Raw genomic sequence first — 13,837 nt, forward strand, 5'->3', positions numbered from 1 at the left:
AGATACACGCAAGATGTTCAATTATTTTATCCCCGAAGTTTCTCGTTATTTAGAAATTGCCCTTGTTCTTCTAACCACCCTCGCCTCTTGTAAAAATGAATCCAAAGAAGAAGCATCAAAACATAAATACACCAATGCACTAATCAACGAAACGAGCCCATACTTGCTTCAGCATGCCCATAATCCCGTGGATTGGAGGGCTTGGAGCCAAGATGCACTGGATGAAGCCAAAGAAAAAAATAAGCTTGTTCTGGTAAGTATTGGTTATTCATCTTGCCATTGGTGTCATGTAATGGAAGAAGAGACTTTTGAAAACGATTCCATCGCCCAAATAATGAACGAGAATTTTGTGAATATTAAGGTAGACCGTGAAGAACGCCCAGATGTGGACCAGATTTACATGACGGCCGTTCAACTAATGAAAGGGAACGGAGGGTGGCCCCTAAACGTAATCACCCTTCCAAATGGCAAACCGTTATACGGTGGTACCTACCACACCAAAGAGCAATGGAAAAAAGTCCTTACGGAGATAAGCAGACTCTATAAGGAAGACCCTGATAAGGCCGCGCAATATTCAGATATGGTTGCGGAGGGTATTCAAGAAGTAAATCTCATAGCTCCCTCAGATGATTTTACCCAACTCAAAAAAGAAGCAGTTTTTGAAGGTATAGCAAACTGGAAGCCTTTGTGGGACGAAGTTTGGGGTGGAGATACTAGGGACGAAAAATTTATGCTCCCTTCTAATTTGAATTTTCTTATAGATTACGCATTGCTCACAAAAGATGAAGCCGCTTTGAAACATGTTGAGCGAACCTTGGACAAAATGGCACTTGGTGGAATTTATGATCACATTGGTGGTGGATTTTTCCGTTACAGCACGGATGCTAGATGGAAAGTGCCGCATTTTGAAAAAATGTTATACGATAATGCGCAAGCCTTAAGCTTATACTCAAAAGCCTATCAGGTTTTCAAAAAACCTCTATACAAAGAAGTTATCTTGGGGACCATCGAATTTCTTGAACGTGAAATGAAGAATCCAAAAGGCGGTTATTATGCCGCTTTGGACGCGGATAGCGAGGGAGAAGAAGGTAAGTTCTATGTCTGGACCGAAACGGAGCTAAAATCGATTTTGGGTAGTGATTTTAAACTTTTTGCCGCCTATTACACTATTGAAGAACAGGCTGTTTGGGAAAACGGTAATTATGTGCTTCATAGACTTATGGACGACACCCAATTCCTAGAGACGAATTCCGTATCCAAATCAGAACTAGAAGACCTGAAGTCCAATTGGAAAGCAACATTGATGGAGGCAAGGAAAAAAAGGACCCGCCCTAGGACCGATGATAAAATTCTGACCTCTTGGAATGCGCTTTTAATCAATGGTTACCTAAATGCTTATACTGCCATAGGAACTACTTCTTTATTGGACCATGCGGAACACATTCTACAATTTATTCAAACACATGGCTATAAAAACAACGAACTTGGGCATTCTTACAAAAAAGATAGCAAGCATATCGATGCTTTCCTAGAAGATTATAGTCTACTGGCTAATGCCGCATTGAATCTCTACAGTACTACGTTAAACACACAACATTTATCCCTTGCCCAAGAACTGACACGAAAGGCTCAGGATAAATTTAATGATGCCTCATCTGGGATGTATACGTATAATCAAGGAGATAAATTGATAGCCAAATTAATAAAAACAGACGATGGCGTCATCCCATCTTCCAATGCTATTATGGCGCATAACCTCTTTCAACTTGGGCATATACGCTATAACCAAGAGGATATGAAAAAGGCAAAAACCATGGTTTCATCTATGGTGGAAGTTTCAAAGGAAACGCCTTACTCCTATGCAAAATGGAATTCGCTTCTTTTAAACATGTCCTATCCTTTCTATGAGGTTGCGGTAGTGGGTAAAGATGCAGAAAGTATGATTAAAAAAATGGGTGCTACTTATGTTCCCAATATACTTTTGGTAGGCAGCACTACGGAAAGTGATTTTGCCCTTTTTGAAGGCAGGTTTTCTGAAGATGGTACCTACATATATGTATGTCGTGATAATACTTGTAAATTACCTGTAAAAACAATCCCGGAAGCACTTCGTATTCTAGACCCAACAAATACCTATTTGCAAACACAGACTTTAGATTTTGGTGGATTGCATTAGCATTAAAATAGTAATACCAATAGCAGTCTTATAAGTTGATTTCGCCTTTTTATTGTTTAGCATAAGTTCCTTATTTTTAAAAGGTTCGTGGCAAAAAATTTTTGAAGGTTTAAATCCCTAGCCCAAACAACTTAAGTTAAAAAAGAAGGAAAATGATTTTAATACTGTTAGTGGCAAGTGTTGCCTTGATTATCTTACTGACCGCCAAATTAAACGTGCATCCGTTTTTGGCCCTTTTGCTGGCCTCTTTTTTTTTCGCATTGACTACGGGCATGCCGTTCGACCTTATACTTTCTTCCATTGAAGAGGGTTTTGGTGGTACTTTGGGTAAAATAGGATTGGTCATATTGCTTGGTGTGGTTATTGGTGCTTTTTTAGAAAATACAGGGGGTGCTTATAAAATGGCAGCAGTGGTCTTACATCTCATTGGAAGAAAAAATGTTCATGCGGCGATGGGTATTATTGGCTATATCGTCTCCATCCCCGTTTTTGCCGACAGTGGTTTTATAATTCTAAACCCCTTGAATAAATCCCTTTCCAAAAAATCCAAACTCTCTATAGCGGGCACAGGTGTTGCGCTTATGCTAGGTCTAATGCTTACCCACGTTCTTGTACCTCCTACACCGGGTCCCATTGCTGCCGCCGGTATCTTAGAAGCGGATATCGGTCTCGTTATGCTCCTAGGTTTGGGCATAAGTCTCTTTGGGCTTATCGTAGCTATTATCTTTTCTAAAAAAATAGCTGGCAAGACCTATATAGACCCTAATCCTGAACTTTCAGAGGCCGATATTGAAAAAAAGATGGCAGAAGCACCGAATGCCTTCAGGTCCTTTCTTCCAATTTTGGTTCCTATCCTATTGATAGTTGGGAAATCCTTAATAACCTTTTTTGCCAACGAAGCCATGACCAGCTCATTTCTGTTTCAACTCATTTCCTTTGTTGGCTCCCCGCTTATAGCCTTGATTATTGGTATGTTATTGGCTTTTACTTTACCCAAGAAATTAAATCAATCCTTATTTTCCGAATCTGGTTGGGTAGGCAAGGCTTTTCTAAGTGCCTCAACGATACTTTTGATTACGGGAGCTGGCGGTATTTTTGGAAAAATTCTGCAAAATTCAGGTATCGGTGCTGTGATAGCCGATTTATTTGACGGCATAAGTATGGGCATATGGTTGCCTTTTCTCTTAACCGCTTCAATAAAATCCGCACAGGGTTCTTCTACGGTAGCTTTGATTACTTCGGCCTCTATCATGGCCCCGTTAATGAGCTCCATGGGCTTTGATACGGAACTTCAAAAAGCGCTTTTGGTCGTAACCATAGGTGCAGGCGGACTCGTAGTCTCCCACGCCAACGATAGTGCTTTTTGGGTGGTAACACAACTAACGGGAATGGACGTTAAAACCGGCTACAAACTATATAGCCTAGGAACTTTTGCCGTAGGGCTGTCCTGTGCCCTATTAATTTTTATGCTATCGCTTGCTTTATAATAGCGTAGAGGGTGCTATAAATACAAAACGCTCACTTATAGAAGTGAGCGTTTTATAAATCATTAAAAGGGTATTTTCCTATCTAAAGATTAATTCCCTTTCTTGTAGTCTTCCAAAAACTTAGCCAGACCACTATCCGTAAGGGGGTGTTTCAATAATCCTTTTATTGCGGATAAAGGACCGGTCATTACATCTGCACCTATCTTCGCACAATCCAAAATATGCATGACGTGCCTAACGGAAGCCGCTAGTATTTCCGTCTCAAAACCGTAGTTGTCATAAATTAAACGGATATCGGCAATCAAACCTAATCCGTCCGTAGAAATATCATCCAATCTTCCAATAAAAGGAGAAACATAGGTTGCCCCGGCTTTAGCAGCCAATAGCGCTTGTCCCGCAGAAAACACTAAGGTTACATTTGTCTTGATACCCTTATCGGAAAAATATTTACAAGCTTTCACCCCATCCGCAATCATTGGAAGTTTCACAACGATCTGTGGATTCAGTGCAGCTAATTTTTCACCTTCAGCGACCATACCCTCGAAATCTGTGGAGATAACTTCCGCACTAACGTGCCCATCCACCACGCCACATATTTTCTTGTAATGCTCTAAAATATTATCCGCACCGGTAATCCCTTCCTTCGCCATAAGCGAAGGGTTTGTTGTTACGCCATCTAAAACACCCATATCTTGGGCTTCCTTAATGTCCTCTATATTTGCAGTATCTATAAAAAATTTCATTTGTTATCTTTTTAAATTGATTCAATTATTTTAAAAACTCCGTTACTTGTTGGTAAACTTGTTCTCCCGTGAAACCGAACTTTTCATCCAAGACTTTCGCCGGAGCGGAGTATCCGAAATGTTCTAGACCGAACACGTTACCATTGGGTCCTGCCAAACCTTGTAAATTTACCGGTAGGCCAGCAGTCAAACCAAAAATAGGTTTGTCGGAAGGTATTACCTTTTCCTGATATGCTTTTGTCTGCTGTCTAAAGATTCCCTCGGAAGGGATTGAGGCGATATTCACTTTAAGTCCGTCTTTCTCCTCGAGCAGTTTTGTCGCGTCAACTAAGGTAGCGACCTCAGAACCGTTTGCGATAAGAACTACGTCCGGGTCAGCTACTTCTTGTACCAAATAGCCTCCTTTTTCTGCACCCAGGGCATCTTCATATCGGTTACTTTTGGAGGGTATATCCTGAATACCCTGTCTAGAAAGAATTAAACCCGTTGGAGTTTTTGAATTCTCCATCGCCATTTTCCAAGCCACATTGGTCTCTTGGGAATCTGCCGGTCTTAAAGCTACAAAACTTTGTACGTGACTATGGTTCTTTAATTTTTCCAATAAGCGTATTTGCGCTTCTTGCTCAACGGGCTGGTGTGTAGGTCCGTCTTCCCCTACCCTAAAAGCGTCATGTGTCCATACGAATTTAACGGGAAGTTCTTGTATACAACTTAATCGTATCGCGGGTTTCATATAGTCAGAGAACACAAAGAATGTAGCGACTACGGGGATAATTCCGCCATGTAACGCAATACCGTTGGCTATAGTGGCCATAGTGAGTTCCGCAACACCTGCCTGCAAAAAGGCGCCTGAGAAATCCCCCTTTTTAAGCACTGTGGTCTTTTTAAGGAAACCGTCCGTTTTATCACTGTTGGATAAATCCGCAGAGGAAACGATCATGTTCTCAACGTTTTCCGCTAAATATCCAAGAACATTCGAGGAGGCCGCTCTCGTAGCCAATCCGCCTTTATGTTCTATGCTATCAAAATCCAAATCCGGTAAATCTCCTGAAAGGAACATATCTAGTTTGGAAGCTAATTTTTCATTGTCGTTTCTCCAAGACTGTATTTCAGCTTTCTTAGCATCTGCAGCTTTCTTTTTAGCATCCTTAACGCCGTTATAAAAATCGGAGACCTTAGCGTAGATATCAAAAGGATTGTTCACATCGGCACCGAGGCTGTCCATGGTCTTCTCATAATCGGCTCCGGTATCCCCAATAGGTTTCCCATGAAGTTCGGTATAACCTTCGTACATTTCACCATCCGCGGTTACACAACCTTTCCCCATAATGGTTTCTCCAATTATCAGAGTTGGCTTTTCAGTTTCCGCATTGGCGTCCTTAAGCGCTTTCCTGATCTGCTCATGGTCATGACCATCAATAGTCACTACTTTCCATCCCCAAGCTTCATATTTTTTTGCCGTATCCTCCGAAGTTACCTCATCTGTTTTTGAAGATAACTGAACGTCATTGGAATCGTAGAACATAATAAAATTGTTCAAACCTAAATGGCCCGCAATTCTTCCTGCTCCTTGAGATATTTCTTCTTGGACGCCACCATCGGAAATAAAACCATAAACCTTATGGTTCATCCAATCGCCAAAACGAGCCTTTAGAAATTTTGCCGCTATGGCAGCTCCGACTCCCATGGTATGTCCTTGTCCAAGCGGTCCAGAAGTATTTTCGATTCCCCTGGCAACATCCACTTCTGGATGTCCCGGAGTAACGGAACCCCATTGTCTAAAATTAGCAATATCATCTTTCTTGAAATTACCGAGCAGATAATACTGGGCATACATCAAAGAGGACAAATGACCGGCATCCATAAAAAAGCGGTCCCTAAAAGGCCAATGCATATCAGATGGGTCATAATTGAAAAATTCTGAGTACAGAATATGCATATAATCCGCTCCACCCATTGGACCTCCCGGATGTCCAGATTTAGCTTTTTCTACCATGGCTATGGCCAAGGCTCTGATATTATCTGCGGCTAGTTGATCTAATTCCTTGTTCATTCTATGAAATTACTTAATTTTTAATGTGAAAATTGAATATCTCTCCTGATGAAATTCAGTTTCAAATATACCTGATTTATCACGCTATTGAAAATTTAAATTCAATTTGAAGTGCCGTTCTTCCTTGTCGTTTAAAACCATTTACCGATTGCGCTTAGGTGTTTCTGCCGAAAGGGCAGTAGGAACTAATTTCACACGACATAACAAATACTAGTTTTTGCTCTGCCATATAGGTTATCTTAAATAAAATCAGCCCGTGAATTTCGCATTCATCGCACTTCTAGAATGGATGAAAATATAGGCTTTTCCATAATATTAATTCATAAAAATTCAGGTCTGAAAGGTGCTAAAATAATGAATGAACTATTCCCTTTTTTTACTATTCCAGGGTGGAACAAAAACTCATTCTAGCCCTGCAATTCATTAAGAGTTATAGACCAAATCACAACATTTTGTGTATTACCAACACCTTAATGGCATTTGACAACAAATAATTGTAAACTAATGGTGATTATTCTTTTTTTGGACTTGGGTTAAACACCCCGCTTTTAAAATACCACCTTAATGAACCAAAAGTTACTATTTTTTATTCTTGCCATCGGGTTTAGTTTTTCTATTAAAGCACAGTTAAGTGACCTTCATTACCTCCCTCCGATGAAACAGGGTCAAAATAACGGAGGTATAAGAGAACAGGCCGTATACCTCTCCACGCCCGAGCCAGTGGCTTTTACCGTAAATGCTTACAGAGGCACCAACAATACACCCATTGCAACATTCAATATTTCCAATGTAAACCCCGCTGTTTTTAATATGTCCAATGGGGATAACAATATTATCCTAGTAAACAATGCCAATACCGGTGTTGTGTTGAACAATAGCGGACTGCGTTTTGAAGCGCCCAGCGGTAACCGTTTTTATGTAAACTATCGCGGGAGTAGTCAAAACCAATCCGCATCCCTGACCTCAAAAGGTAGGATGGCCATGGGAACGCGTTTTAAATGGGGCGGTGTTCCTAATTTAGGGAGGCATACCTCCAAATCAAATACCTTAGGTATTATGGCTACCGAGGATAATACAACCATTGATCTCTTTGGATACGACCCTGGCTGTGAATTTAGAGTAGGCAACAACAGAGCTGGGATTACGGCAAACTCACATCAAATTACACTTAATGCCAATGAATCTTTTGTATATGAAACTTATATTGGCAATACCCCAACACAAGCACATGAAGACGGCTGGATAGGAGCATCCATAGTTGCTGACAAAAACATTGTCATAAGTAACGGGGCAATGAACTTTGGTAGACAGGTAAACAATACTAATAGAGACGCAGGTATGGATCAACCCGTACCGGAGAATCGGTTAGGTAAGGAATATGTTCTGGTAAGAGGTAATGGCAATCCTAATGGTTGGACGGAATTTCCGCTGATCATCGCCATAGCTGACAACACTCAAATCTTTGTTAACGGTTCTACCACTCCATTAGCCACTATAAATAATGGTGAATATTTTCAAGTCCCAAGTGGCTTTTATTCATCAAATAATAGTGGCGCAAATATGCTCATTCAAACCTCAAAGGATGTTTACACATACCAATGTTTAGCTGGATCTAATGGTGCCCAAACAGCAGGATTAAATTTTGTTGCTCCTGTTAACTGTTTACTACCGGACGTCATGGACAATATTCCGGACATTAGAAATATGGCAGGGACAAACGTGAGTGGAGGACTCACAATTATAGCAGCGGTAAATACGCCGGATGCAAATATTTCCGTTACTGATGGAAACGGACCGGTTGCGCTGCCTACATCAAATGCAGTAGCGGGTTCAACGGATTGGAAAACTTTTTACATTCCCAATCTTAATGGCAATGTAAGTGTACAATCAACAGGTCCAATGGCGGTGGGCTTCTTTGGGCACAATGGAGCAAGAGGTGTTGCCGGTTATTTTTCCGGTTTCGATACCGTGCCAGAAGTCACTTTAGAAATAAGAGGAGCATCAGGTTGTTTTGTGGGATCGGAAATCTTCGAGGCTACCGGAAATTTTGATGCCTATCAATGGTTTGAAGACGGTGTGCTGATACCAGGAGCCAATTCTCCAAACTACGCACCTTCAGGAGCAGGAGAATTTTTCGTTAGGGGAACCAAGGGACCCTGTACTTATGATTCGCAATCTATCAATGCTTTGTATTGTGACCCAGATGTTGTTGTAGAGAAAACCGTGGACAAATCGGAAATAACCGAAGGCGAAACTGCGACTTTCACCATAAAAGTGAGAAACCTAGGGGTTGGTCCGGTTACAAACCTTCAAATAACGGATAATATTCCTGCAGGATTATCCCTGATCTCTAACTTCACTATAACTGGTAATTGGAGCGGAAACACTTGGAATATTGGTACTTTGAACGGTGGAGAAACAGCGTTCTTAGAACTTGAGGTACAAGCCGATGAAATTGATACGCTTCCTCTGTTGAGTTTAACAAATACAGCTACCAATAGTCAAGATCAAGTAGATGCGAATATAACAACGGACACGCCTTCTGCAAGGATAGTGGTCCATAATGATTTTGATAATGACGGTGTTAGGGATATCTCCGATATTGATGATGACAATGACGGGGTTTACGATACTGACGAGTGCAACTCCTTAGACGTAAATATTTCAAGCGGAAATCCTTTTAACGCAACTATAACCAGTACACAAAATTATCTCGTTTACGATATCTACCGTTTAGATAACTCGTTTAACTTAAATATAAACGGCATTGATATAGCCGGTGAGATACAATTCTATATTCCTGGTACTGGGAACCGTGTACGTTTTGAAGACGGGTTTGGGTATGGACAAAACGGAAACCCTAACATCTGGACCATTACAGGAAGCGCTTCAACCCCTATTATTAGACTGGTCATTGATGAGATCGGCATATTGAGCCTTTACGGTTCAAAATCGAGCAACGGACCTCTTGAACCCTTGATTTTAGATACACCGGCCAGTACTGTAAATTGGAATACATCAGGAAACAATGCAATAGTCATTGGTCAAGAAGTAGTTGGAGCAACAAACATGCGCGGAAATTTCCTGACCGCTAATTGTGATACCGACAGTGACGGAATTCCTGATCATTTAGATCTTGATCGCGACGGTGATGGTTGTACCGATGCCAACGAATTTTATAAGGATGAAAATGCTGATGGTGGAGATGGTGGTGAATACGGTACAGGAGTACCCGTAGTAAACCCATCTGACGGTTCTGTGAACGCAGCCTCGTATGCTCAAGTTTTCGCTCCGGTCATTGCGCTCGGTAATACCACGGAAGATTTAGGAGGTACCGATATTAATGGAAATGATGTAAGTCTAGGCCAAACTATAGAATATGTATTACGTTTTCAGAATACGGGAGATGATAATGCCACCAACTACGTTATCAGAAATGTTTTACCGAATAATATCACAGTAGATAATATCGACATTACCAACGCACCGAATACTGTAGTCGACCCCGATGTCTCTAACGGAATCATCAATTTCGAAGTGCCAGATAATTTGGTTGAAGTAGGTGATCCTGAATACAGTATACGGATTACCGTTACTATTGATTTAAATTGTTCAAGTTTTATAGACGCTTGTTCTTCACTATTGGAAAATAGGGCATATTCTACTTATCAGGGTATTTTGAATCCTACGGTCTTCTCGGATGAAACGGGAGGTACAACGGCATCACCTTGTGCCACTACTCCAGAAGTTGCGAGCAATAGTATCTTTAATGACTTGGCCAATTGTAGTCAATCTAGAACGGTACAACTCTGCGGAGACAATGTTATTCTATCGGCAGGTGCACGCTTTACCACTTATACTTGGGCTTTGGATAATAACAATGATGGCCAAATAGACAGCGGTGACACCGTTATGAACGATGGAGACCCCGATAATGATAGTAGCACATTGTTGGTTACCGCAGTCGGAAATTATATTGTAGAAAAAACATCTAATGGATCCTGTCCGGATCTAACCGAACGTATCACAGTTGAGCGTTTTGGAACCACCCAAACCAATCCTATAGTAGACTATTTTAACTCCGTGAACGGTGATGTAAATCCCGATAACAACATACAAGGCGAAATTCTTACCGATTGTACCGATGGAACCACTCAATTTCCTGAAATATTCTTATGTGGTGCTACGGATACCGCTCTTTTACAAATGAATATTTCTGACGGACAGTTATTCTGGGAAAAGTTAGATGAAGTGAGTTGTACAGCTCAACCGGACGACTGCTTGAACAGAAACCTAAGTTGTACTTGGAACCAAGTGGGTACGGGAAGTGATTATACCGTTGATACGGCTGGCAAATACCGACTTTCCATCACTTATTTGAACGGTTGTGTAAGTCGTTTCTATTTCAATGTTTTTAAGAATGACTTAGCCATAACCTATGATACCTCGGACATTTTATGTGATACTCCCGGTAATATTAGAATTACGAATATAGGAGCAGGTTACGGTTTTCAGTTGTTAGATGCAATAACGAACAATATCGTAGTTCCTTTTTCCGATAACAATGGTCCTAACTTTGATATTACCAATAATGGCTCATACAAGGTACAGATAACACAATTGAACCCTGCTGACAATACGCCCATCACCAATAGTTGTGTTTTTGAAACTGAAGATATCGGCATTGTAAAACAATTGTTCGATGTGGATGTCACGACTACACCTGCCGATTGTAATGAGTTAGGCACGATATCTATTGCTGCACTGAACGCACTGCCAAACTATAGCTACGAGCTCTTTATAGACGACGGAAGTAATGGGGGTGCAGGTTCTTTTGTAACGAGCCAACTTGCCGTCAATGATAATACATATACTTTTTTGAACGTAAACCCTGGGAGCTACAAGGTAGTGACCAGTACACAAGATGGTTGTTCAGAATCACGGGATATTACTGTGGCAGCCATACCGGAACTTACTTTAAGTGCCGTAACTTCAGAAAACATTACCTGTAATCCAGGAATTGTGAACTTAACGCCTGAAGGTGGATTACCGAGCCCTAACTACCAAATGGCCATTTGGAGTATAGACGGTGTAACCAGCTATACCGATGTAAGCTCCGTTCCAGATTCGGAATTTTGGACAACGGCAAGTTTCCTTTTTGGCGATACCGGAAACCCAAATGGAGAAGGCGATTATGTGTTCATTGTCAAAGATGGCAACGGTTGTGATGCGCTTTCAAATAGTGTACGCGTAGAAGATTTGGGCACCATTACCATCTCAGCATCAGATTCTGGAATTGTTTGTGCCGATAGTGCTACGGCATCGTTGACGGTCACCGCAACTGGAGGAAATGCACCTTATCAATACAGTTTAGATGGCGGCACCACGTATCAGAATACGGATACTTTCTTCAATTTATCAGCAGGTATTTATACTATCACGGTTATGGATTCCAGCGGGACTACGGCAACCGGATGTATTGAAAATTTCGATTATGAAATTGTACAACCTTTTAGATTAACCGCATCGACAACTATTATAGAAGACGCTTCATGTAACCCAGCAGGTGCATTGGTGAAAATCATCAATGCTAACGGGGGTCAAGCACCTTATGAATATAGTATTAACGGTGGTACGTTCAGCGCAGTGAATACCACAAATCTCTTACCTGGCAACCATCAATTTACCGTAAGAGATGCTCTGGGTTGTGAATACGATATGGCGTTAACCGTGCCTAGCGCAGCAGCAGAACCTAGTTTTAACAATACCATAGATTATGCATGTGATGGTGCTGGGACCATAACCGTGACCCCATCAAACACCAGTGATTTTACGTACACCTACGCTATGAACGGAACAGCTAATGCTCCGATAGCTAATAATGTGTTCACTAACGTCACCTCGGGAACCCAAAATATTACTGTGGAATACTCCAGTAGTATCACGCCCGGCCAAACAACACTTTTCTTTGAGAATTTTGGAGCCGGACCTACCACCCAAATCGGTGAAGTCGGTCCCGGTTACTGTTATGAACCTCAGAACGGAAGCGAAACTACATGTAATCTAGGTCCTGCCGGTATATTGGTAGATGGAGAATATGCTGTGACTAATATTGTTACAAATCCAATTCCTGCCTATAGAAATCCTAACGATCATACTGCACTGGCGAATGGACGTTTCTTCGCTATAAACCCAAGTAATAATTTGGTGGGCACTTCAAGTATCATATGGGAAAGAAATAGTATTGAAGTGCTTCCCAATAGGGATATAGAAATCTCTCTCTGGGCCTATAATTTACGTTCAACGGGTTCTGCAGGGAATAACCCGGAAATTCAGATTGAATTAGTAGATGGTTCCGGCACTGTAATAAACAGTACTGTATTTCCAGAAATACCTAAGAACAACGATGCGGATGACTGGCATAACAGAACGATCATCTTTAATCCCGGTGCAAATACAAACGTTGCTATTGTCCTTAGAAGTTTCCAAGCAAGTGATGATGGAAATGAGCTGATTCTAGACGATATCCAAGCTACACAATTACCGGAGATTTGCGAGAAAACAACAACCTTTGCCGTAGTCGTCGAGGACAATAGAGAATTTTCCGCAAGTATTCTGGGTACTACAGACCCAAGTTGTAGTGGTGCTGCTGATGGTGCCATACGATTTGAAGTGTCCAATTTTGATGCTGCAACCGGTTTCGAATATAGTACGGACGGAACAACTTGGTCCTCCTCATTGGTTTCACCGGTCACGACAACAGCGAACTTAGCCGATGGTACCTACAACGTAGAGGTGCGTAGACTAAATGACACTTCCTGCTCAGTGAATTTTTCTGCCACACTGACCGAACCAACAGCAATAGTGCCTTCCTTAAGCCAAACTGCAGATTTCACCTGTTTCAATACAGGAGGGACTTTGGAAGCTTCAGCAACAGGCGGTTCGCCTGGATATTCCTATCAGTTAGAAGATACATCTACGAGTATAATTGCAGCATTTCAGTCTAATAGTACTTTTCCAAATGTTCCTGCTGGAGATTACGTGGTAAGAGTGCGTGATCAAAAAGGATGTGAAGTGGTTTCAACCGTATCCACGACCATTACGGAACCCGAAATCATAGATTTTGATCTTGCCGCTACGGCCTGTTACGATGACTCTAATAACGCTAGCATTACTGCCACTGTAAATGCAGGAAATGGAGGATATCAATTTCGAATAGACGGAGGGCCATGGAGAACACCTGCCATTGCAACGGATGTTACCTATACATTTACGGGATTATCCAACGGTAGCTATGATGTTGAAGTTACGGATGCATTTGGTTGTATATCTGCCGTAGCATCCACTACTATACAGCCCAATCTTAATGCCACCGTAG

Annotated in this window: 4 protein-coding genes and 1 pseudogene; 3 read left to right on the forward strand and 2 right to left on the reverse strand. The window is 41.5% G+C overall.

The genetic code is table 11. The annotated features are described in order from the left end of the window. Positions 1–13 precede the first annotated feature (13 nt). Together BFP77_RS07075 and BFP77_RS07080 are read left to right on the forward strand one after the other, a co-directional pair. Positions 14–2,176 carry a thioredoxin domain-containing protein gene (locus BFP77_RS07075; protein WP_099573343.1) on the forward strand — a complete coding sequence of 721 codons (2,163 nt, stop codon included), beginning with the start codon at positions 14–16 and terminating at the stop codon, positions 2,174–2,176. A 152-nt stretch (positions 2,177–2,328) separates the two neighbouring features. Then, the gene (locus BFP77_RS07080) at positions 2,329–3,663 is read left to right on the forward strand and encodes a GntP family permease (RefSeq protein ID WP_099573344.1); all 1,335 of its coding nucleotides are present in this window, start codon (positions 2,329–2,331) and stop codon (positions 3,661–3,663) included. 89 nt (positions 3,664–3,752) lie between these two features. Here the strand turns inward: BFP77_RS07080 and fsa are convergent, their stop codons facing one another. Continuing rightward, entirely contained in the window at positions 3,753–4,406 is a 654-nt protein-coding gene (gene fsa, locus BFP77_RS07085; RefSeq protein ID WP_099573345.1) for a fructose-6-phosphate aldolase, read from the reverse strand. 25 nt (positions 4,407–4,431) lie between these two features. Beyond that, positions 4,432–6,459 carry a transketolase family protein gene (locus BFP77_RS07090; RefSeq protein ID WP_099573346.1) on the reverse strand — a complete coding sequence of 676 codons (2,028 nt, stop codon included), beginning with the start codon at positions 6,457–6,459 and terminating at the stop codon, positions 4,432–4,434. Between the two features lie 564 nt (positions 6,460–7,023). Between BFP77_RS07090 and BFP77_RS17295 the strand changes: the two are divergent. After that, positions 7,024–13,837: pseudogene (locus BFP77_RS17295) on the forward strand (T9SS type B sorting domain-containing protein); the annotation flags it as partial.

The organism is Maribacter sp. 4U21, from assembly GCF_002742365.1.
Classification (GTDB): domain Bacteria; phylum Bacteroidota; class Bacteroidia; order Flavobacteriales; family Flavobacteriaceae; genus Maribacter.